Source organism: Streptomyces aquilus (genome assembly GCF_003955715.1).
Lineage (GTDB): Bacteria > Actinomycetota > Actinomycetes > Streptomycetales > Streptomycetaceae > Streptomyces > Streptomyces aquilus.
On the sequence record NZ_CP034463.1, the window covers coordinates 1,901,316 to 1,922,609 of the forward strand.

Consider the following 21,294-nt stretch of genomic DNA (forward strand, 5'->3'; position numbering starts at 1 on the left):
TGACAACTGGTGTGCCGTCAGGCATCCCTGCGTCGCACGCTCCAGGCACCCGCGGCGATCGCCGCCGCGGTCCACAGCGCGGTCACCGCCAGCCCGGACCACGACCCCAACCGTCCGTCGTACGTCTCGTACAGCACGATCTGGCCCGCCCGGTCGGGCATGAAGTCGGTGACGCCTCCGGGCACGTCCCCGATCACGAACGAGACGACGAGGATGAACGGGATCAGCAGGGACAACGCGCCCACCCCGCTGCGCAGCAACGCCGCCAGGCCGGCCGCGAACAGCGCCATCAGCATGACGTAGACACCGCAGCCCACGACGCCGCGCGCCTGCTCGCCGACGTCGAGTCCGCTCGCCGCGTCGCCGAGACCCGCGCGGGCGACGGCGAGGGCGGCGAAGGCGGTGACCAGGCCCACCAGCAGGGCCGGTACGGCGATGGCGGTGAGCTTGGCCGCGAACCACCGCCCCCGCTGCGGCACCGCGGCGAGCGAGAGCCGGAGTCCACCCCCGTGGAACTCCGAGGAGATCGCCATGGCGCCGAAGGAGATCGCGGCGATCTGGCCGGGCATGATGCCGGACAGCGCCATGAACAGCGGGTCGAAGTCGGGGTCGGACGTGTCGGAGGCGCCGGCGATCGCGGAGAACGCCGTGGTCGCCGCGAACAGCGTCAGCAGCGCCCCGAGCAGGGAGCGGAGCGTGCGGATCTTCAGCCACTCCGCGTGAAGGACGGGAACGAACGGCATCTCAGGCCTCCTGCGGCTGTGCGGTGAACTCGGTCTCGGTGGCGGTGAGGTCCAGATAGGCCTGCTCCAAGGTGCCTTCCTCGGCGGCCAGTTCGAGGAGGGGGACGCCGGCGGCGGAGGCGAGGCGTCCGATGTCGTCCACGCGTGCGTGCCGCACGCTCCAGTGCCCGTCCTCGTGTTCGGCGGCGTCATGTCCGTGCTCGGCGAGGGCCGCCTTGAGGGCGGTGGGGTCCGTGGTGCGGACGCGTACGCTCGGCTGCACACGCGCGTGGATGAACTCCCGCATCGGGGTGTCCGCGAGGAGCCGGCCGCGGCCCAGCACCACGAGGTGGTCGGCGAAGGACGCGGTCTCGTTCATGAGGTGGCTGGAGACCAGGACCGTGCGCCCTTCCCCCGCGAGCCGGCGCAGCAACTCGCGGATCCAGATGATGCCCTCGGGGTCGAGCCCGTTGGAGGGCTCGTCGAGCATGACCACCGCGGGGTCGCCGAGCAGGGCGGCCGCGATGCCGAGCCGCTGGCGCATGCCCAGCGAGTACGTCTTCACCCGGCGCCGGGCCGCCGGGGCGAGGCCGGTCTGCTCCAGCAGTTCGTCCACGCGGCGGTCCGGGATGCGGTTGCTCGCGGCCAGGGTGCGCAGATGGTCGCGGCCGGTGCGTGAGCCGTGCGCGGCCTGCGCGTCCAGCAGGGCGCCGACGTGGCGCAGCGGCTCCTGGAGGGTGGGGTAGGCGCGGCCGCCGACCGTGGCGGTGCCGGAGGTCGGCCGGTCGAGGCCGAGGACGAGCCGCAGGGTGGTGGACTTTCCGGCGCCGTTGGGGCCGAGGAAGCCGGTGACGCGGCCGGGGCGGACGGTGAAGGTGAGGTCGTCCACGGCTCGCCGGCTGCCGAACTCCTTGGTGAGGGCCTGGACTTCGATGCTGGTCATGGCCTCAGCCTGGCCTCTGGGGGCGGGCCGGGGCCTCCCCCGCGGGTGGAGATCGTCTCCCCCGTGCGGGGGAGGCTCGGTGTCAGTGGCGGCTGGCAGGATGACGCAATGGCCCGCTTGCTGCGCCCGTTCGGTCGGGCGGTGACGTACACACGATTGCTGCATCTGTACATCGCGATCGTGTGGCCGTCGATGTGGCTGTTCATCGAGGAGGCCTGGTGGACCTGGGTGGTGGCGGGCGCGGTGCTCGTGCCCGCCGGGCTGGTACCCGCGATGCGGACCGTGGAGGGGCTCCAGGCACGGCTGTTGCTCACCGGTCACCGGCACGACAGTGAGAGCGCCGACATCGTCGTCGCGCCGTCCGCGTCCTGGAGCGACCGGGGGCGGGTGGTCCTGTGGCTGGAGGGGCGGCTGCTGCTCGGCTGCGTGACCTCGATGTTCACCTTCCAGCTGATGCTGGCGTCGGTGGACCTGGCGCTGTCCCCGTTCGGCGGCGACACCGATGAGGGCGTGCTGTTCCTGCTCGACGGCCACCACTGGTGGCACGCCCTGCTGGTGCTCCCGGCGCTGGCCGTCCTGGCGGCCACCGTGGTCGGCTCGGGACACCTGATCACCGCGCTCGCCCGCCGCCTCCTCGGCCCCTCCCCCGCCGACCGCCTGGCCGCCATGGAGGAGCGCACCGAACAACTCCTGGAACGCACCCGTATCGCCCGGGAACTGCACGACTCCATCGGCCACGCCCTGACCGTGGCCGTGGTCCAGGCGGGCGCCGCGCGTGCGGCGGCCGACCCGGCCTTCACCGACCGTGCGCTGGACGCCATCGAGGAGACGGGCCGGGCCGCCCTGGAGGACCTGGAACGCGTCCTCAGCATCCTGCGCGAGTCGGAGCGTCCGGTCAGCTCCCGGCCCACGCTCACCGACGCCGACCGGCTGCTGGAGTCCGCGCGGGCGTCCGGCGCGAAGGTCGAGGTCGACATGACCGGCCCCCTCGACACCGTCCCGGGCCCGGTCTCCCGCGAGGGCTACCGCATCCTCCAGGAGTCGCTGACCAACGTGCTGCGGCACGCGGGCGCCGTCCCCGTCCGGGTCCGCGTCGCGGTGGCCGAGGGCGCGCTCGTGCTGGAGGTCCGCAATCCGCTCACCGCGGACATACCCGGGCCCGGCCGCGGCAGCGGGCTGCGCGGGATACGCGAGCGCGCGGCACTGCTGGGCGGGCGGGCGCACACCGGGCCGGACCAGGGTGACTGGCAGGTGCATGTAGAGCTGCCGGCGCGCTGATCTACGCTGGCCGGATGCCGGTCACCGTTCTCCTCGTCGACGACGAACCCCTCGTACGCGCGGGTCTGCGGGCCGTGTTGGAGGCGCAGCCCGACATCGAGGTGGTCGGGGAGGCCGCGGACGGGGCGGCGGTGATTCCGCTGGTGCGGCAGTTGCGGCCGAACGTGGTCGCCATGGACGTACGGATGCCGCTGCTGGACGGGATCGAGGCCACGCGCGCGGTGCTGCGGACGGTGGCGGAGCCGCCGAAGATCCTCGTGGTGACCACGTTCGAGAACGACGAGTACGTGTACGAGGCGCTGCGGGCCGGGGCCGACGGTTTCCTGCTGAAGCGGGCGCGGCCGGCCGAGATCGTGCACGCGGTGCGGCTGGTCGCCGAGGGCGAGTCGCTGCTGTTCCCGGCTTCCGTGCGGCAGCTCGCCGCCGAGTACGGCGAGGGCGGCGGGAACCGCGCGGCCCGCGCGGCGATGGAGCGGGCGCAGCTGACCGAGCGGGAGGCGGAGGTGCTGCGGCTGATGGCGCGCGGGCTGTCGAACGCGGAGATCGCCGAGCGGCTGGTCGTCGGTACCGAGACGGTGAAGTCGCACGTCAGCGCCGTACTGGCGAAACTCGGCGCGCGCGATCGCACCCAGGCGGTCATCGCGGCGTACGAGTCGGGGTTCGTGGCACCCGGCTGACCGGCGAGGCAGCAAGCGATCTCTGCGTCCCCGCGCTCGCCGGGGTCCGCCGTGCCGAGTACGATCCGCCCAACACGCGCACTAGCTGGGAGGACGGACGGTGGGGCGGCTGACCGGCGGGGATCCCTCGCTGCTGCGGAGGATCAACTCCGCGGTGGTGCTGCACGCGCTGCGCGCCACGGACTGCGCGACGCTCACCGAGATCACCCGCGTGACGGGCCTGTCCCGGCCGACGGTCGAGGGCGTGGTCGAGGGACTGATCGAGGCCGGGTACGTCGTCGAGAAGGCCGCGGACGAGAGCGTCGTACGGCGTCAGGGGCGGCCCGCGCGGCGGTTCCGGTTCCGGGCCGAGGCCGGTCATCTGCTGGGCCTCGACATCGGCTCGCACCGGGTTGCCGCGCTCCTGTCGGACCTGGACGGCCGGGTGCTCGGCGCGGTCGCGAAGGACGTGGCCGAGTCGGCCCCCGCCGACGAGCGGCTGGAGCGGCTGCGGACCGCGGTGGCGGAGCTGCTGCGCCGGGCCGGGGTGTCACGGGGCTCGCTGCGGGCCGTCGGGGTGGCCTCGCCGGGGATCGTGGAGGCGGACGGCACGGTGCGGCTGTGTGCCGCGCTGCCGGAGTGGACGGGGCTGCGGCTGGGCGAGCGGCTGAGCCGGTCCTTCAAGTGCCCGGTGCTGGTGGAGAACGACGCCAACGCCGCGGCGGTCGCCGAGCACTGGAAGGGCGCGGCCACCGAGTCCGACGACGTGGTGTTCGTGCTGGCCGGGCTGAGTCCCGGCGCCGGGTCGCTCATCGGGGGGCGGCTGCACCGGGGGTTCGGCGGGGCGGCCGGTGAGATCGGCGCGCTGCATCTGCTGGGCCGTGAGGTGACGCCGGAGACGCTGCTGTCCACCACGGACGAGCCGTTGCACCCGCTCGACGAGCAGGCGGTCGCCGAGGTCTTCGCGCAGGCCCGCGAGGGCGACCAGCGGGCGCGCGCGGCCGTCGAGCGGTTCATCCAGCGGCTCGTCCACGACGTGGCGGCGCTCGCGCTCGCCCTCGACCCGGAGCTGGTGGTGATCGGCGGCTGGGCGGCCGGTCTGGACGGCGTACTGGAGCCGCTGCGACGCGAGTTGGCGCGCTACTGTCTGCGGCCGCCGAAGGTCACCCTGTCGCTCCTCGGCGAGGCGGCGGTGCCGACGGGCGCGCTGCGGCTGGCCCTGGACCACGTGGAGGAGCAGCTGTTCGCGGTGGAGGGCACGGTGACGGCTCGGCGGTGACCGATTCGGTGTACCGCGACGGACCGCGCGGCGGTGACCGATTCCGTCACGGACACACCTCGCGCCCCGGAGCTGCTCCGGGGCGCGAGGTGTGTCGTGCGACGGCCGTGGCGACGGTCAGGACGCCTGGCGTTCCGGCTGCTGGTGGATCTCCACGCCGCCGGAGTCGCCGAAGGTCAGCCGGCAGGTGTCGGCGCGGTACGTGGCGACGGAGAGCGCCGCGGTGCGGCCCCCGGCGAAGAAGCGGGTGGTGACGACGAGGACCGGGGCGCCCGGCAGCCGGTCCAGCTGCTTGGCGTCGTCCGCGCGGGCCGAGCCGAGTTCGACCGCGCTGTCCTGCCCCTCCAGCTCCAGTCGCTGGAGCTCACGCAGCACCGCACGCGCGCGTGCCGTCCCGGAGGGGGCGTCGATGGCCGACAGCTCGGGCACCGACGACTGCGGCACGTAGAGCAGTTCCGCGGCGACCGGCTGACCGTGGGTCATCCGGGAGCGGCGCACGATGTGCACGGTGTCCTCGGCGCCGGTCTCCAGCGCGGCGGCGACGGCGGCCGGCGGGACCTCCAGCGCGCTGTCGGCGAGCTGCCAGGCGTCGGTGGCGGTGCCCGGCCAGGCGTGCTGCTCGGTGCCGACGGCTACCCCCACGCGCGGCGGCGCGACCGTCGTACCGACCCCGCGGCGGCGCTGGAGGCGGCCTTCGAGTTCGAGCTGTTCGAGGGCCTGGCGGAGCGTGGCGCGGGCGACGCCGAAGCGGGCGGCGAGGTCTCGCTCGTTGGGCAGGATCTCGCCCACGGAGAACTCGGAGTCCAAGGCCTCACTGAGCACCGTCTTGAGATGCCAGTACTTCGGTTCCGGCACCGATTCCAGTTGCGTGGTCCCCACCCTGTCCTCCGCAATCGCCGTGGTCCGGCGGCGTTTTAGCGCCCTTGTTTATTAAAGGTTGTTGCACTTATCTGCGACCATAGGGCGGCCCCCACCCTTGGTCAAGACCAATCCTCGATCCCCCGCGGCACTCACAGGGACGGTGCCGTGGAGCGTTCACGAAGCGTTCGTACCGGGCGGTGTTCGTGACATGACGGCAAAGCCCCCGTCGCACCGGACGGGGGCTTCGGGCGTCGGCGCCGCTAGGCGGAAAGCGATTGCAGCTTGTCGGGGTTGCGCACGATGTAGACGGACTGGATGCGGCCGTCGGCGATGTCCACCTGGAAGACCGAGTCGGCCTTGCCGCCGGACAGGACCAGCACCGCGGGGCCGCCGTTGACCTCCACGATGCGCCACGTCATGTCCTCGACGCCCTTGCGGGCGGCACCGACGACGAAGCGGCCCACGCGGTCTGCCGTCTCGATGACCCGCAGCGGTGCCCGCGACTTGCCGCCGCTGTCGCCGACGAGGCGGACGTCCGGCGCCAGCAGCGACATGAGCCCCTCCAGGTCGCCCTCCGCGGCGGCGGCGAGGAAGCGTTCGGTGAGGTCCCGGCGCTGGACGGGGTCGACCTCGTAGCGGGGCCGGCGTTCCTCGACGTGCTTGCGGGCCCGTCCGGCGAGCTGGCGTACCGCGGGCTCCTCGCGGTCCAGCATGGTGGCGATGTCCGCGTACGGGTATCCGAAGGCCTCCCGGAGCACGAACACCGCGCGTTCCAGGGGCGAGAGCGACTCCAGGACGACGAGGACGGCGAGGGAGACGGAGTCGGCGAGCACGGCCCGCTCCGCGGTGTCGGGGACGACGTCCCCGAAGTCGGTGACGTACGGCTCCGGCAGCCAGGGGCCGACGTAGGCCTCCTGGCGCGCCTTGATCTGGCGGAGCCGGTCGATGGCGAGGCGGGTCGTGATCCGTACGAGGTAGCCGCGCGGCTCGCGCACGTCGTCCCGGTCGGCTCCGGACCAGCGCAACCAGGCTTCCTGGACGACGTCTTCGGCGTCGGCCACCCGCCCCAGCATGCGGTAGGCCACTCCCAGCAGGACGGGGCGGTGCTCTTCGAAGACGTCGGTCACGGTGTCGGTACTCACGGCTCCATCCCATCCGACGCACCTCGTGCTGTCCAGGCGGAGCCAGGGGTCCGACCCACAAGGGCTACCCGCCGGTAGTAATTGCTGACAAGCTGTCCACCAGCGTCCGTCAGCGAGCCCCAGACGAGGAGCACACCCCCATGGCCGCCACCGTCTCGTTCAAGGTCCCTTCCCCGCACGGCCCGCGGTCCGTGACCGTCGACTACGCGCGCGTGGGCAGCGGTGAGCCGCTGCTCCTGCTGCACGGCATCGGTCACCACCGGCAGGCCTGGGACCCGGTCGTGGACATCCTGGCCACCGAACGCGACGTGATCGCCGTGGACCTGCCCGGCTTCGGCGCCTCTCCGGGGCTGCCCGACGGGCTGTCGTACGACCTGGCCACCACGACCGCCGTGTTCGGCGCGCTCTGCGAGGAGCTGGAGCTGGACCGGCCGCATGTGGCGGGCAACTCGCTCGGCGGCCTGCTCGCCCTGGAACTCGGCCGGGAGAAGCTCGTACGGTCCGTCACCGCGCTGTCCCCCGCGGGTTTCTGGTCGGAGGCCGAGCGGCGCTACGCCTTCTCCGTGCTGCTCACGATGCGGGGCATCGCCCAGCGGATGCCGCTGCCCCTGGTCGAGCGGTTGTCGCGGTCGGCGGCCGGCCGGACCGCGCTGACGAGCACCATCTACGCCCGCCCCGGCCGCCGTTCACCCGAGGCCGTCGTCGCCGAGACGCTCGCGCTGGTGAACGCCACGGGCTTCGCCGACACCCTGCGTGCGGGCGGCTCCGTCCGGTTCACGGACGACATCCCCGGCATCCCGGTCACCGTGGCCTGGGGCAGCAAGGACCGGCTCCTGCTGCGCCGCCAGGGAGTCCGCGCCAAGCAGATCATCCCCAAGGCCCGCCTCGTGCGGCTGCCCGGCTGCGGCCACTGCCCGATGAACGACGACCCGGCGCTCGTCGCGCGCGTGATCCTCGACGGCAGCCGCTGACGTCTTCCTGGTTCTGCCGAACGCCCCTGACCCCAGGGCGACTCCGGCGCCGACGAGGCCGCTGCCGACCGCCTGGGCGGCGCCGTAGGCGCCCGTGCCGACGAGCGGCGCGGTGCAGGCCGCGGCGACCGGGATGAGGCCGGAGAACAGCGTGGCGCGCTCCGCGCCGATCCGCTGCATGCCCATGTACCAGCACACGAAGCCGACGACCGTGACGACCGCCGCCTGCCACAGCAGCGCGGCGGCTTCGGTGCCGGTGGGCCGGCGCAGCCACGCCGTGCCGTCCAGGAGAAGCCCGGTCGCCAGCGACTCGGCAGCGGCGACACCGCACACCGTGGCGGACAGCAGCCGCGGCCCCAGGGGACGCAGTACGGGCACGGCGAGGACCGCGAAGCCGACCTCACCGGCCAGCGCGCCCACGGAGCAGGCGATCCCGGCCGCGTCCGTACGCCCCCAGCCCTGGACCGTGAAGGCCCCGACGGCCACGAGCAACGCCCCGTACAGGACCGCGCGTTGGGGCCGGCGGCCGTCGAGCGCCGGGACGACCACGGCGACCACGACCGGCGCGCAGCCCACGAAGACGCCCGGGACGGCGGGTTCCGCGGTCCGTTCGGCGGCGATGACGGCCATGTTGAACGCGACCATGCCGACGGCCGCGAGCAGCGCGAGACGGCCCCAGGAGCGCGGCCCGAGCGCCCGCAGCCGGGCGGGGGCGCCCCGCCCGGCGAGGGGCAGGAGCAGCAGACAGGCCAGCCCGTAGCGGAGGAACTGGCCGCCCGCGTACGGGTAGTCGCCGAGCTTGCTGTTGGCCGTGAAGGACGCGCCGACGAGGACGCAGGCGAACGCGGCGAGCAGCGCTCCGCGCGTGGTGGTGGCGTTCATGGGAGCGACGCTAGGCAGCGGGGCGGTCCGGTTTAAGGTCCATTTGCGGGACGTGATCGGGGACCAATCGGGACGGGTGCGGGGAGCCGGGCGTGGACGTAGGAGAGGCAGGGGCGCCGGTGATGCGAGACGGCTCGGTCGCCTGGGAGGTGCTGCTCCCGGCGGCTTCCGCGCCCGCACGCGCGCGTGGGCGGTCGTTGCAGGCCGCGTTGCGGGAGGCGGTGCGGTCGGGGCGGCTCACGCCGGGGACCCGGCTGCCGTCGAGCCGGGATCTGGCGGCGGACCTCGGGGTGTCGCGGGGGCTGATCACGGAGGCGTACGAGCAGTTGACGGCGGAGGGGTATCTGCGCAGCGGCCGGGGCGCGGGGACCTGGGTGGGCGGTGCCGTACGGGCCGCACCGCCCCGCGCGCGTGACCTCGCGCCCCGTCCGCCGGGCGCCCGGGCCGATTTCGTGCCGGGCACCCCGGACCTGTCGTTGTTTCCCCGGACCGCCTGGGCCGCGGCCCAGCGCGCGGTGCTGGCGGAGCTGCCGCACCACGAGCTCGGCTATCCCGACCCGCGCGGGCTGCCCCGGCTGCGCACCGCGCTGGCCGGACTCCTCGCGCGCCGCCGGGGCGTGGTCGCCGACCCCGAACGGATCGTGGTGGTCTCCGGGGTGGCCCAGGCGACGACGCTGCTCGGCTTCGCGCTCCACACGCGCGGGCTGCGCACGGTGGGCGTCGAGGATCCCGGCAGCCCTCAGCACGACGACCTGTACGCGGCGGCGGGCGTCACCCCCGTGCCCGTCCCCCTGGACGACGAAGGGCTCGCCCTGGAACCGCTGCGGGCGTCCGGCGTACGGGCCGTCGTGACGACGCCCGCCCACCAGTACCCGACCGGCATCGCCTGCTCCGCGCGGCGCCGGGCCGAACTCCTCGACTGGGCGCGCTCCGTGGACGGGTTCCTCCTGGAGGACGACTACGACGGCGACTTCCGCTACGACCGCGCCCCCGTCGGCGCGCTCCAGGGCCTCGACCCGGAACGGGTGGCGTACGCGGGCTCGGTCAGCAAGTCCCTCGCCCCGGGGCTGCGGCTCGGCTGGCTGCTCGTGCCGGAGGCGCTCGCCGACGAGGTGATCGAGCGCAAGCGGACCATGGACCTCGGTCATCCCACCCTCGACCAGGCGGCCTTCACCCGGTTCGTGGAGCGCGGCGACTACGACCGTCAGTTGCGCCGCTGCCAGCGCGCCTACCGCGAGCGACGCGACGCGCTCGTGGCCGCGCTGGAGGAGCACTTCCCCGGCTCGCGGGTGTCCGGGATCGCCGCCGGGCTGCATGTCATCGCCACGCTGCCGCAGCGGTACGGGCCCGAGGGACGCTTCCTCACCCGGGTGGCCGCGGCCGGGGTGGCCGTACGCCCGCTGTCGGCGTGCACGCACGCGCGTGCCGGTGACTCGGCGGAGGTGCGGCTCGTGGTCGGCTACGCCCACCTGTCGCCCGCGCGCATCCGTGCGGGCATACGGCTGATGGCCGAGGCGGCCTCCGGATGAGCACCCGGCGCTGAGGGCCGTACACGCGCGGGCCGCCGGAGACCGCCCAGCGCCGGCGACCGTAGACGCGCGGACTCTGTCTCGAACGCCGGTTCCTTTGCGAATGCGGTCAGTTGTTCACTTGCGGTTTCCGTGTGCGCTGCGGCGCACCAGTAGTCATGGCATCGCACACTGGCCGGATCCCGTCCCTGGAGGCGCATCCATGTCCCAACGTCCGTTCCCCGGCCGCCGCAGCGTGCTGCGCGGCTCCCTGGTCGCGTCGGCGGCCCTGACCCTGCCCGCCGCGGCCGGCGCGGCACCGGCGTTCGCGCTGTCCGGGCGTCCCGAGGCGGGGTGGGGTGTGCAGACCGGAGACGTGACCGCGCACTCCGGGCTGGTGTGGGTGAGATCCGACCGTCCCGCGCGGATGATCGTCGAGACGTCCGCGACCGAGTCGTTCCGCAACGCGCACCGCTGGCACGGCCCGCTGCTCGGCGCCGGCACGGACTTCACCGGCACCACCCGCCTGCACGGCCTCCCCGCCGGTGAGCAGATCCACTACCGGGTGCTGCTCGCCGACCCGGACGACCCGCGCCGCACCGGCGAGCCGGTCACCGGCACCTTCCGCACCGCGTCGGCCGGGCGTCGCGACGGCGTGCGCTTCCTGTGGTCGGGCGACCTGGCGGGCCAGGGCTGGGGCATCAACCCGGACTTCGGCGGCTACACCATCTACAAGGCGATGGCCGCGCTCGACCCGGACTTCTTCCTGTGCAGCGGCGACAACATCTACGCCGACGGCCCCATCTCGGCGACCGCCACGCTGCCCGACGGCAGCGTGTGGCGGAACGTCACCACCGAGGAGAAGGCGAAGGTCGCGGAGACGCTGGCCGAGTTCCGCGGCAACTTCCGCTACAACCTGCTCGACGAGAACCTGCGGCGGTTCAACGCCCAGGTACCGTCGATCATCCAGTGGGACGACCACGAGGTGCGCAACAACTGGTACCCGGGCGAGGTCATCGCGAGCACCGACACCCGCTACACCGAGAAGAGCGTCGACGTGCTCGCGGCGCGGGCCCGGCGGGCGTTCGGCGAGTACTTCCCGATCTCCACGCTTCCGACGGGCAAGCGCGAGGGCCGGGTCTACCGGGTGCTGCGGCAGGGGCCGCTGCTGGACGTGTTCGTGCTGGACATGCGGACGTACCGCAACGCCAACTCGGCCGACGACCAGACCGTGGACCCGCAGGGCATCCTCGGACGCGAGCAGCTGGAGTGGCTCAAGCGGGAGCTGTCGCGGTCGCGTGCGGTGTGGAAGGTGATCGCCTCCGACATGCCGCTCGGGCTGGTCGTGCCGGACACCACCGAGGGCAAGGCGAACATCGAGGCGGTGGCGCAGGGCGACCCGGGCGCGCCGCTCGGGCGTGAGCTGCAGATCGCCGAGCTGCTGCGGCACATCAAGCACCGGCGGATCACCGGCACGGTGTGGCTGACGGCCGACGTGCACCACACCTCGGCGCAGCACTACCAGCCGTCGCGGGCCGCGTTCACGGACTTCGAGCCGTTCTGGGAGTTCGTCTCCGGGCCGCTGAACGCCGGCGCCTTCCCGGCGAACGCCCTCGACAACACCTTCGGCCCGGAGCGGGTGTTCGTGAAGGCGCCGACCGCGTCGAACGTCTCCCCCGCCGGCGGCTACCAGTTCTTCGGCGAGGTCGACATCGACGGCGACAGCGGCGAACTGACGGTCCGGCTGCGCGAGCAGGACGGCACCGTGCTGTTCACCCGGACACTCCAGCCGGGCCGCGTGGGTCAGTAGCCCCGCACCGGCTCCCGTACCCTCGACGGTGGGCCGCGTACCGGCGTCATCCCCCGGTACGCGGCCGTCGCAACTCCCGCTCCCGCAGGGCGTTTTCGCAGGTCAGAGCCGATTGTCAGTGGTCGCCTCTACGGTTTTTCCATGACGCGATCTTTGCAGGCCGTGGCCTATCGCCGACCCTCCGCGCTGGAGTCCGCGGCGGGTGCCCAGCGCCTGGGACTGGAGACCTCGCGGGGTGCGACCCCCGCGGGCATGGCGGACCATCCGCGGTTCTTCACCGGCTTCCTGACGTCGCCTCAGGTGGCCTCCGCGGGTCTGCTCGCGGTCGCCGACGTGGCGGCGGCCCGCTATTACCAGCGGCAGCTGCGCGCCTCGCTCGACCCGGTGGTGACGGGCAACGGCGACCGGCTGCGCTTCGAGTCCTTCTCGGGCTGCGGCGGGGTGTACGCCCGCCTGGACGTCCTCGACGCGGGCCTCGACGGCGGCGAGGTCGGGCACGGCACGACCAACGTCGACGTGAACAACCCCCTGCGCGAGGCCCTGTCGCGGATCGGCGCGGACGATCCGCTCCATCTGCGGGTCGGGCCCGAGGAGTTGGCCGTGACCACGCTGGACGGTCCGGTCGTGGAGAAGAAGGTGCCGCTCCCCGACCGCTGGCTGCGGGGCTTCGCGGAGGCCCAGGTGATCGCGGCGGGCTTCGACCTGCGGGCCGAGCTGTCCGCCGCCGAGACCGTGCGGTTCCTGCGCTCGCTGCCGCGCGCCGCGGCGCGGAGCGGCGGCCCGCGCTGGGTGGTGCCGGCGGGCGGCACGCTGCGTCCGACGACCCGTGCGGTGCCGGGTGCGGTCTGTCTGCCGGGCCCGGAGCGGCTGATCGCCCTCCAGCGGGTGCTCCGGCACGCGACCACGCTGCGGGTGTACGGCCCCACGGTGGTGACCGGGGCCGACGCGACGGCCAGTGCCTGGGAGGCCGTCCTGCCGGGCATGCGGCTCACCCTCACCCTGTCTCCCGACGCCTCGCGCGGTTTCTCCGGCGAGGGCGGCGTCCTGGAAGCGCTCGCCGGCGACGAGGCCGCCGAGGACGCGGAGCTGATCTCGGTCCTCCTGGCCTGGGAGCCCCGGATCGACGTGGCCGACCTCGCCGCGGCGGCGGGCCTCACGGCCGAGCGGGTCCGGGCAGCCCTGATACGCCTCGGCACCTCGGGCCGCGTCGGGTACGACACGGCGGAGGCGGCCTACTTCCATCGCGAACTGCCCTACGACGCCGAGCGCGTCGAGCGTCACAACCCCCGGCTGCGTTCGGCCCGGGCCCTGGTGGCGGCGGGCTCGGTCGCGCTGGACGGCGCGGGCGGCACGGTGACGGCGGAGGACGGCCATGTGCACCGGGTACGGGACACGGCGGGGGTGTTCACGTGCAGCTGTGTGTGGTGGGCGAAGTACCGGGGCGGGCGCGGTCCGTGCAAGCACGCGCTGGCCGTGCGGATGGTGCGGCGGGGTGCCGCGGTGGAGCGGGGTGCCGCGGTGGAGCGGGGTGCCGCGGTGGAGCGGGGTGCCGCGGTGGAGCGGGCTGCCGCGGCGGGTCGGGAGACGGTGCGGGGCGACGGGGGTGTGCGATGAGCGCGTTGATGGCGGCGGTGCGGGCGGGCCGGATGGGTGAGCTGCCGGGCCTGCTGGACGGGATGACGGACGCCGAACGACGGGCGTTCCTGCCGGAGTTGAAGGAACTGCGCAGGGAACTGCGGGCGGATCGGTGGAATGCGCAGGCCAGGCGCGCCTACCCCTCGCTCCAGGTGGCGGGGGCGGCCTGTCAGACCGGTGCGGCCGCCGTGGCGAACTGGCTGGCGTCCGCCGACATGCGCTGGTGGCAGGCGCCCCCGGCGGTGCTGATCGACGTCCTGGCAGACCGGGAGTCCGACTGGCTCGCCGATGTGGTGCACCGGCTCGCCCAGCGCCCGCCGAGTGCGCGGGTGCCGTACGAGCTCATGGCGGGCCTGGTCCGGCTATCGGCCTGCCGGGTCCCGACGACACCGGCCTATGTCGAGGGCTGGGTCCGGAACATCGGCAGTGCCTGGCAGCGCGGGGACACCCTGCTCGGCCGGCTCCGCAAGGATCCGCATCTCCCGCAGCTGGTGGCCGCGCTGTTCGAGACGGACGACATCGGCGGCACCCTGCAATGGCCGGCCGAGGAGGGCCCCGACAGCTGGACCGGGGCGCTGGCCCAGCTCACCACCGAGGGCGCGCTGGAGCGCGCGGCGACGGTCCAGGCGTGCGTGTCCCGGCTGCTGCGGGGCGGATCCGCCGCCGATCACCGGGGATTCCTGCGACTCCTCAAGGCCCTCGCCCTCACCCGCGACGAGGAGCGGGAGCGCACGGCGGAGTGGCTGGCGCTGGCCGCGGACGCCCCCTCGGTGGTGGCCGGGTACGCGCAGTCGGTGCTGGGCGGCCTCGCGCTGGAGGGCGAGTTGTCGGCGCGGCAGCTGGCCGAGATGTCGGGCGCGGTGCTGTTCCGCGCCGAGAAGAAGCTCGTCCGCGCCCAACTCGTCCTGCTGGGCAAGGTCATGGCGCGCGACACCGCCACGGCCGACGAGTTGCTCCCCGCGGCCGCGCAGGCCTTCGGGCACGAGGACTCGGACATCCAGGAGCGGGCGCTGAAGCTGGTGGAACGGCACCTCAAGAAGGCCGGCCCCGGCGCGCGAAGCGAACTCGCGCTAGCCGCAGAGCAGTTGATCCCGACGCTGCACGCCAGGGCGGTCGCCTCGCTGGGCGCGACCCCGGCGGCCACGGGGCCGGTGGTGTACGAGGAGGTGCTGCCCCCGGTGCCGGAGCCCGTGCGGCTGGCGCCCGCTCCGGAGTCGGTGGCCGAACTCGCCGAGGAGGTCGGCGCGTTGCTGGTGACCGGCGATGACGTGGCGGCGTTCGAGCGCACCCTGGACGGGCTGGTGCGTCACGCCCACGACGACCGGGAGGCCCTGGTCGAGGCGCTCGGCCCGGCCGTGGCGCGGCTGTGGTGGGTCACCGCCAATGAGGAACGCGTCGAGGAGAACACGTACTTCACCAACTTCACCCATCTCCATCTCGTGCTCGCCTCGCTGCTGGGCAAGGTGCGGACGGCAGCCCTCCACGCGGCCGTCACCCAGGGGACGACGGGGCAGACCTGTGTGCACAGCGCCCTGGACCGTGCCTTCCAGGCGCGGATCGCCGAGGTGGCGTACCGGATGCGGACCGACCCGCTGCCGTTCCTGCTGTCCACGCCGACCTGGAGCACGGGTCTCCTGGAACCGGCGGACCTGGTGGAGCGCCTGATCGATTACCGGCGGCTGGGCGCCCGGCCCTCGGACGCCGACTTCGCGCAGGCGCTGCTGCGGGTACGGCGCGGGGACCCGGTGGCGGCAGCGGCGGCAGAGCGCGCGGCAGCTCTCGGCACCCCGGAAGGCACCGAGCTGGCCCGCTGGCTCACCTCCGGCGGCCCGCAGCTCCCGGTCGGCTGGCGCCGCACGGCCCACGCCCGCGTTCTGGTCGAGTTCGACCAACTCGAGGAGCTCCAGGACGACTTCCCGCGCGAGTTCCGGCCGCTGGGGCAGCCGGTGAGCGTCTACCGGGAGCGCTGGTACTGCTACCACTGGGACTACTCGATACGTCCGCACTGGCTCGCCCTGCTCCCCGAGCGCCGCGAGCTCGTCGCCGCCCGGATGCTCCGCGACCTCTCCACGGTCGCCGTCGAGGACACCCGCGGTGCCGCGGCCGTACTCCCCCTGCTCGCCGAGTCCGGCGGCGAGGCGGGTGACGCCGTCCACCTGTGCGTGGCCTACGGGCTCGGCGCCCGACACGAGGAGGACCGGCTCGCCGCGGTGGACGCGTTGCTGGTGCTCGCGGCGCGGGAGCAGCTCGACGCGGCACTGCTGGGCACCGACCTCGGGCAGATGGTGCGGGACGGAGTGGTGAAGCCGCTGCGACTGGCCGACTCGCTGCGCACGGCGGCCGCGACGGGGGCGAACGCCACGATCTGGGGCATGCTGCGCCACACCCTGCCGCTGCTGCTCGGCGACCTCGCGGCCGGCGGTGCGGACGGACCGGCCGCCAGGGCCCGGGGGCTCGGGGAGCTGCTGGCGGTGGCCGCGGAGTGCGCCGAGCGGTCCGGAGCGCGGGGTGAGCTGCCGCATCTCGCCGGGGCGGCGGCCCGCCGCGGGTCGTCCCGGCTGGTGACGCAGGCCCGGCGGCTCCAGGGGGCGCTGGCCGAGGAGGCGGCGTGACAGAACAGGCGTGAAAGAACAGTAAGGAATGCGACAAAAACCCCAGATCCAGTCTTTACCGCCCGGTCACAAAGCGTTCGTGATCACGCAACACCCTTCCTTCACAGTGGCTGCATGAGTCGAGAAATGTCTGATGTGACGCGTGCGAAGCATGGACGTCCGGTCCACCACTGGCGCCGGGACGTCATCGAACTGGCAGCACTGTTCACGGCGGTCGCGGTGGCGGACGCCCTCGCGAATGTGATCGGGCACGGCCCCGACGGTCCCGAGCTGCTGCTGGTGTCGGCGGTCGTGCTGGTCGCCACGGCGGCGTTCCACACATGGTGGGCACGCCACCACGGTCACGCGCCGCCGGTGAGCGATACCGATGCCCGGCCGCCCTCCACGGAGGCGCAGGCCGGGCCGTCCGCCGACACCGGGGAGAGCGTGCTGTGGCGGATGCGGACGACGGTGAAGGACGAACCGGGGTCGCTGGCCGCGCTGTGCACGGCCCTCGCCGGCCACCGGGTCGACATTCTCAGCCTCCAGACGCACCCGCTGGCCGAGGGCACGGTGGACGAGTTCCTGCTGCGGGCGCCCGGCGAGCTGTCGGCGGCGGAGATCACCCGGGCGATCGCTCAGGCCGGCGGTGCCGGCACGTGGATCGAGCGGGCCGACGCCCACGACCTGGTCGACGCGCCGACGCGGGTGCTCGGGCTCGCCACCCGTACCGCGCTCGACGCCGCGGAACTTCCCCTGGCACTGCGGCAGTTGCTGGGCCGGTGCACCATCAGGTCGCTTCCCGGCACGCCGGCCGGAGGGGGCCGAGGTCCGGAGGGCGTGCCTGTTGAAGGGGTGCTTGAGGACACCGTGATGAAGCTGCGGGCACCGGAAGGCGGAGTGATCACCGTGGAGCGGCCGTATCTGCCGTTCACCCCGACCGAGTTCGCCCGCGCGCGGGCGCTGGTCGAGCTGGACACGGTCCTCGGACCGCGCGTGCCGCACAGCCAGGACGTGCTGACGCTGCCCGAGGGCAACGACATCACGGTGCGGCGGGCGGACATCGGGGATCTGGAAGCCGCGAAGGCGATGCACGAGCGGTGCAGCCCGCGCACGTTGTCGCTGCGCTATCACGGGCCGGTCGGTGACGCGGACCGGTATCTGAACCATCTGCTCAGTCCGCGGTTCGGGCGGACGCTGGCCGTTCAGACCACGTCGGGGCGGCTGGTCGGGCTCGGCCATCTGCTGTGGGACGGGGACGAGACCGAGGTGGCGCTGCTCGTCGAGGACGAGTGGCAGCGGCGTGGGATCGGGGGCGAGTTGATGCGCAGGCTGGTGGGGATGGCCGGTGAGGCCGGGTGCGAGAGCGTGTACGCGGTGACTCAGTCGTCCAACACAGGCATGGTCGCGGCGATGCGGGATCTGGGCCTCCCCCTCGATTACCAGATCGAGGAGGGGACCCTGGTGATCACCGCGCGGCTGGCTCCGGAGGGTGTTGCGGAGCAGGTGAGCGCGGGTTCGCCCGAGCGCCGTAGGGGCTAGTGACGGATCGCGGGCGCGGGTGCCCTGTCGCTGGTCGCGCAGTTCCCCGCACCCCTGAGGGACGTCACCCCAAGGGCGCCGTCAAGATCCGCCCAAAGATCCTCTACGTCCTCCAAGCCCACCGACATCCGCAGCAAGCCCTCGCTCACCCCGGCGTTGCGGCGGTCGTCGGCGTCCACGATGCGGTGGCTGATCGACGCCGGGTGCTGGATCAGGGTGTCGACGCTGCCGAGGCTCACCGCCGGGGTGATCAGGCGGACGTTCGCGATCACCTCGTGCGGGTCGCCGTGGACCTCGAAGGCGATCATCGCGCCGCCGATGCGCGGGTAGTGGACGCGGGCGACGCGCGGGTCGGCGGCGAGGCGGCGGGCCAGTTCCGCGGCGGTCGCGGAGGCCGCGTGGACGCGGACCGGGAGCGTCGACAGGCCGCGCAGGAGGAGATAGCCGGCCAGCGGGTGCAGGACGCCGCCGGTGGCGAAGCGGACCTGGCGGAGCCGGCCGGCGAACTCCTCGTCGCAGGCCACCACCCCCGCCATCACGTCACCGTGGCCGCCGAGGTACTTGGTGGCGCTGTGCAGCACCAGCCGGGCACCCTGTTGCGCCGGGCGCTGGAGGACGGGCGTGGCGAAGGTGTTGTCGGCGAGGAGCGGGACCGTGCCGCAGGCGTGGGCGACCGCGCGCAGATCCACCTCGGCGAGCGTCGGGTTGGCCGGGGACTCGACCATCACCAGGCCCGTGTCGGGGCGCAGGGCGTCGGCGATGCCGGCCGGGTCCGTCCAGGTCACCTCGGAGCCGAGCAGGCCGGCGGTGAGGAGATGGTCGCTGCACCCGTAGAGGGGACGGACGGCGACCACATGGCGGAGGCCCATCGAGGCCCGTACCAGAAGGACCGCGCTCAGCGCGGCCATGCCGCTGGCGAAGGCGACCGCGGACTCGGTGCCTTCCAGGCGGGCCAGGGCGGTCTCGAAGCGGGCGACGGTCGGGTTGCCGAGGCGGCCGTAGACGGGCGGGCCGTCCGGGTCGGCGCCGGTGGCGGCGAAGGCGTCGATCCGGGCGGCCTCTGCGCGGCTGTCGTACGAGGGGTAGGTGGTCGACAGGTCGATGGGCGGGGCGTGCAGTCCCTGCCGGGCGAGGTCGTCGCGGCCGGCGTGGACGGCCTCGGTGGCCAGGGCTCTGGTGGGCACAGGCGTCGTCTCCATGCGGGACAGGGTGAACACCGAACGGGTCGGCGGGGTTGAACACCGTGTTACGTTCGGGCCATGGCCGAATCTGTCGTACTGGATCCGGTGGACCTTCATCTTCTGCGGCTGTTGCAGAACGACGCCCGGACCACCTACCGCGACCTCGCCGCCCAGGTGGGGGTCGCGGCGTCGACCTGTCTGGACCGGGTGACCCGGCTGCGCCGGGCCGGGGTGATCCTCGGCCATCAGCTGCGGCTGGACCCCGCGAAGCTCGGGCGCGGCCTTGAGGCACTGCTGTCGGTGCAGGTCAGGCCGCACCGGCGGGAGTTGGTGGGGCCCTTCGTCGAGCGGATCAGGGCGCTGCCCGAGTCGCGGACCGTCTTCCATCTGACCGGGCCCGACGACTACCTCGTCCATGTCGCGGTCGCGGACATGACGGATCTACAGCGGCTCGTCCTCGACGAGTTCACGGCCCATCGCGAAGTGGCCCGGGTGGAGACCCGGTTGATCTTCCAGCAGTGGGACTGCGGGCCGCTGCTCCCGCCTACGCCCTCGGCTCAATCCGGGTGACGTGCGGCGTCCCCTCGTACGAGGATGGACCGCATGTCACAGACCAACAGCCTGCCCCGTGAGGTGGCCGACGCCTACGTCGACGCCCTCATCGCCCTCGACCCGGTCACCGGCACCTACCTCGGCGTGAAGGAGAGTTCGAACCGCCTTCCCGACACCTCGCCCGCGGGCCAGGAGAAGCTCGCCGAGCTCCAACGGGCCACGCTCGCCCGCCTCGACGAGGCCGAGCGGCAGCCCGGCGCGGACAGTGACATCGAGCGGCGCTGCGCCCGGCTGCTGCGCGAGCGGCTCACCGCGGAACTCACCGTGCACGAGGCGGACGAAGGCCTGCGCTCGGTCGGCAACATGGCGACGGCCGCGCACTCGGTGCGCGAGGTGTTCACGGTGACGCCGAGCCAGACCGACGAGGACTGGGCGGCGATCGCCGAGCGGCTGCGGGCCGTGCCGGCCGCGTTCGCCGGGTACCGCGAGTCCCTCGCGCTCGGTCTGGAGCGCAAGCTGTACGCGGCGCCGCGGCCGACCGCCACCTTCGTCGAACAGCTCACGGAGTGGGCGGACACCGGGGAGGGGCGCGGCTGGTTCGAGGACTTCGCGGCGGACGGCCCGGAGGCGCTGCGCGCCGAGCTGGACGAGGCCGCGCGCGCCGCGACGGCGGCAGTCGTGGAGCTGCGGGACTGGATGCGGGACGTGTACGCGCCGACGATCGAGGGCGCCTCGAACACCGTCGGCCGGGAGCGCTACGCCCGTTGGGCGCGCTACTTCAACGGCACGGACCTGGACCTGGACGAGGCGTACGCGTACGGCTGGTCCGAGTTCCACCGGCTGCTGGGCGAGATGAAGCGGGAGGCGGAGAAGATCCTGCCGGGGGCCGAGACGCCGTGGGTGGCGCTCAAGCACCTCGACGAGCACGGCACCCGCATCGACGGCGTCGACGAAGTGCGTGCGTGGTTGCAGGGTCTGATGGACCAGGCGATCGAGTCGCTGGACGGCACGCACTTCGAACTGGCCGAGCGGGTACGGCGGGTGGAGGCGCGGATCGCCCCGCCCGGCGGTGCGGCGGCGCCGTACTACACGCCCCCGTCGGAGGACTTCTCCCGGCCTGGACGCACCTGGCTGCCGACGATGGGCCAGACCAGCTTCCCCGCCTACGACCTGGTGTCCACCTGGTACCACGAGGGGGTCCCCGGCCATCACCTCCAGCTGGCGCAGTGGGTGCACATCGCCGACAGCCTCTCCCGTTACCAGGCCACGGTCGGCATCGTGAGCGCCAACGCCGAGGGCTGGGCGCTGTACGCGGAGCGGCTGATGGACGAGCTCGGGTTCCTCACGGACGCGGAGCAGCGGCTCGGTTACCTCGACGCGCAGATGATGCGGGCGGCGCGGGTGATCGTGGACATCGGCATGCACCTGGAGCTGGAGATCCCGGCCGACTCGCCCTTCCACCCGGGCGAGCGCTGGACGCCGGAGCTGGCCCAGGAGTTCTTCGGCGCGCACAGCAGCCGGCCGGCGGACTTCGTGGAGAGCGAGCTGACCCGCTATCTGACGATCCCCGGCCAGGCCATCGGCTACAAGCTGGGCGAGCGTGCCTGGCTGCTGGGCCGCGAGAAGGCCCGGCAGAGGCACGGCGACGCGTTCGACCTCAAGGCCTGGCACATGGCGGCGCTGTCGCAGGGCTCGCTGGGCCTCGACGACCTGGTCGACGAGCTGGCGCAGCTGTAAGGGC

General features: G+C 73.5%; 16 protein-coding genes and 1 pseudogene. 11 read left to right on the forward strand and 6 right to left on the reverse strand.

Going from position 1 to position 21,294, the window contains the following annotated elements:
- Positions 1-17: 17 nt before the first annotated feature.
- Both EJC51_RS08765 and EJC51_RS08770 read right to left on the reverse strand, forming a co-directional pair.
- Positions 18-743: an ABC transporter permease gene (locus tag EJC51_RS08765; RefSeq protein WP_126270545.1), complete on the reverse strand. Its 726-nt coding sequence runs from the start codon at positions 741-743 to the stop codon at positions 18-20.
- A gap of 1 nt (position 744) precedes the next feature.
- Complete coding sequence (locus EJC51_RS08770; RefSeq protein WP_126270546.1) at positions 745-1,665, reverse strand: ABC transporter ATP-binding protein; 921 nt, start codon at positions 1,663-1,665, stop codon at positions 745-747.
- A 108-nt stretch (positions 1,666-1,773) separates the two neighbouring features.
- Here EJC51_RS08770 and EJC51_RS08775 point away from each other — a divergent pair, with 108 nt between their 5' ends.
- From EJC51_RS08775 to EJC51_RS08785, 3 genes are all read left to right on the forward strand, one after another.
- The gene (locus EJC51_RS08775) at positions 1,774-2,943 is read left to right on the forward strand and encodes a sensor histidine kinase (protein WP_126270547.1); all 1,170 of its coding nucleotides are present in this window, start codon (positions 1,774-1,776) and stop codon (positions 2,941-2,943) included.
- A 14-nt stretch (positions 2,944-2,957) separates the two neighbouring features.
- Positions 2,958-3,620, forward strand: coding sequence for a response regulator transcription factor (locus EJC51_RS08780; RefSeq protein WP_126270548.1), 663 nt, complete (start codon positions 2,958-2,960; stop codon positions 3,618-3,620).
- Between the two features lie 100 nt (positions 3,621-3,720).
- The gene (locus EJC51_RS08785; RefSeq protein WP_126270549.1) at positions 3,721-4,878 is read left to right on the forward strand and encodes an ROK family transcriptional regulator; all 1,158 of its coding nucleotides are present in this window, start codon (positions 3,721-3,723) and stop codon (positions 4,876-4,878) included.
- A gap of 117 nt (positions 4,879-4,995) precedes the next feature.
- Here EJC51_RS08785 and EJC51_RS08790 read toward each other — a convergent pair whose 3' ends face one another.
- Both EJC51_RS08790 and EJC51_RS08795 read right to left on the reverse strand, forming a co-directional pair.
- Positions 4,996-5,757: a GntR family transcriptional regulator gene (locus tag EJC51_RS08790; protein WP_126270550.1), complete on the reverse strand. Its 762-nt coding sequence runs from the start codon at positions 5,755-5,757 to the stop codon at positions 4,996-4,998.
- A 242-nt stretch (positions 5,758-5,999) separates the two neighbouring features.
- Entirely contained in the window at positions 6,000-6,881 is an 882-nt protein-coding gene (locus EJC51_RS08795) for an RNA polymerase sigma-70 factor (protein ID WP_126270551.1), read from the reverse strand.
- A 140-nt stretch (positions 6,882-7,021) separates the two neighbouring features.
- Here EJC51_RS08795 and EJC51_RS08800 point away from each other — a divergent pair, with 140 nt between their 5' ends.
- The gene (locus tag EJC51_RS08800; RefSeq protein ID WP_126270552.1) at positions 7,022-7,852 is read left to right on the forward strand and encodes an alpha/beta fold hydrolase; all 831 of its coding nucleotides are present in this window, start codon (positions 7,022-7,024) and stop codon (positions 7,850-7,852) included.
- Positions 7,853-7,897: 45 nt separating this feature from the next.
- On the opposite strand, the pseudogene EJC51_RS08805 reads toward EJC51_RS08800, so the two are convergent.
- A pseudogene (locus EJC51_RS08805) lies at positions 7,898-8,734 on the reverse strand (EamA family transporter); the annotation flags it as partial.
- 122 nt (positions 8,735-8,856) lie between these two features.
- On the opposite strand from EJC51_RS08805, the gene pdxR reads away from it, so the two are divergent.
- The 5 genes from pdxR (at position 8,857) to EJC51_RS08830 (ending at position 17,820) form a co-directional block, all read left to right on the forward strand.
- Complete coding sequence (pdxR, locus tag EJC51_RS08810; RefSeq protein WP_126270553.1) at positions 8,857-10,263, forward strand: MocR-like pyridoxine biosynthesis transcription factor PdxR; 1,407 nt, start codon at positions 8,857-8,859, stop codon at positions 10,261-10,263.
- Positions 10,264-10,465: 202 nt separating this feature from the next.
- On the forward strand, positions 10,466-12,052 hold the full coding sequence (locus EJC51_RS08815; protein WP_126270554.1) for an alkaline phosphatase D family protein: 1,587 nt from the start codon (positions 10,466-10,468) through the stop codon (positions 12,050-12,052).
- A 141-nt stretch (positions 12,053-12,193) separates the two neighbouring features.
- Complete coding sequence (locus EJC51_RS08820) at positions 12,194-13,666, forward strand: SWIM zinc finger domain-containing protein (RefSeq protein ID WP_126270555.1); 1,473 nt, start codon at positions 12,194-12,196, stop codon at positions 13,664-13,666.
- On the forward strand, positions 13,663-16,299 hold the full coding sequence (locus tag EJC51_RS08825; RefSeq protein ID WP_126270556.1) for a DUF7824 domain-containing protein: 2,637 nt from the start codon (positions 13,663-13,665) through the stop codon (positions 16,297-16,299). Before EJC51_RS08820 ends, EJC51_RS08825 begins: the two co-directional genes overlap by 4 nt.
- A gap of 126 nt (positions 16,300-16,425) precedes the next feature.
- Positions 16,426-17,820, forward strand: coding sequence for a GNAT family N-acetyltransferase (locus tag EJC51_RS08830; protein ID WP_244362567.1), 1,395 nt, complete (start codon positions 16,426-16,428; stop codon positions 17,818-17,820).
- Here the strand turns inward: EJC51_RS08830 and EJC51_RS08835 are convergent.
- A complete protein-coding gene (locus EJC51_RS08835; RefSeq protein WP_126270558.1) occupies positions 17,817-19,019 on the reverse strand; it encodes a trans-sulfuration enzyme family protein in 1,203 nt (400 codons plus the stop codon). The two genes, EJC51_RS08830 and EJC51_RS08835, sit on opposite strands and share 4 nt — an antisense overlap.
- A gap of 60 nt (positions 19,020-19,079) precedes the next feature.
- On the opposite strand from EJC51_RS08835, the gene EJC51_RS08840 reads away from it, so the two are divergent.
- On the forward strand, positions 19,080-19,571 hold the full coding sequence (locus EJC51_RS08840) for an Lrp/AsnC family transcriptional regulator (RefSeq protein WP_059198292.1): 492 nt from the start codon (positions 19,080-19,082) through the stop codon (positions 19,569-19,571).
- Positions 19,572-19,604: 33 nt separating this feature from the next.
- Positions 19,605-21,290, forward strand: a complete 1,686-nt coding sequence (locus EJC51_RS08845; RefSeq protein WP_126270559.1) for a DUF885 domain-containing protein — start codon at positions 19,605-19,607, stop codon at positions 21,288-21,290.
- Positions 21,291-21,294 lie beyond the last annotated feature (4 nt).

Excerpts from the sequence above, each read along its gene's own strand:
- EJC51_RS08830 (WP_244362567.1), top strand. The coding sequence starts at position 16,426 with ATGTCTGATGTGACGCGTGCGAAGCATGGACGTCCGGTCCACCACTGG.
- EJC51_RS08770 (WP_126270546.1), bottom strand. The coding sequence starts at position 1,665 with ATGACCAGCATCGAAGTCCAGGCCCTCACCAAGGAGTTCGGCAGCCGG.
- EJC51_RS08820 (WP_126270555.1), top strand. The coding sequence starts at position 12,194 with ATGACGCGATCTTTGCAGGCCGTGGCCTATCGCCGACCCTCCGCGCTG.
- pdxR (WP_126270553.1), top strand. The coding sequence starts at position 8,857 with ATGCGAGACGGCTCGGTCGCCTGGGAGGTGCTGCTCCCGGCGGCTTCC.
- EJC51_RS08840 (WP_059198292.1), top strand. The coding sequence starts at position 19,080 with ATGGCCGAATCTGTCGTACTGGATCCGGTGGACCTTCATCTTCTGCGG.
- EJC51_RS08835 (WP_126270558.1), bottom strand. The coding sequence starts at position 19,019 with ATGGAGACGACGCCTGTGCCCACCAGAGCCCTGGCCACCGAGGCCGTC.
- EJC51_RS08775 (WP_126270547.1), top strand. The coding sequence starts at position 1,774 with ATGGCCCGCTTGCTGCGCCCGTTCGGTCGGGCGGTGACGTACACACGA.
- EJC51_RS08765 (WP_126270545.1), bottom strand. The coding sequence starts at position 743 with ATGCCGTTCGTTCCCGTCCTTCACGCGGAGTGGCTGAAGATCCGCACG.
- EJC51_RS08815 (WP_126270554.1), top strand. The coding sequence starts at position 10,466 with ATGTCCCAACGTCCGTTCCCCGGCCGCCGCAGCGTGCTGCGCGGCTCC.
- EJC51_RS08800 (WP_126270552.1), top strand. The coding sequence starts at position 7,022 with ATGGCCGCCACCGTCTCGTTCAAGGTCCCTTCCCCGCACGGCCCGCGG.
- EJC51_RS08780 (WP_126270548.1), top strand. The coding sequence starts at position 2,958 with ATGCCGGTCACCGTTCTCCTCGTCGACGACGAACCCCTCGTACGCGCG.
- EJC51_RS08825 (WP_126270556.1), top strand. The coding sequence starts at position 13,663 with ATGAGCGCGTTGATGGCGGCGGTGCGGGCGGGCCGGATGGGTGAGCTG.
- EJC51_RS08845 (WP_126270559.1), top strand. The coding sequence starts at position 19,605 with ATGTCACAGACCAACAGCCTGCCCCGTGAGGTGGCCGACGCCTACGTC.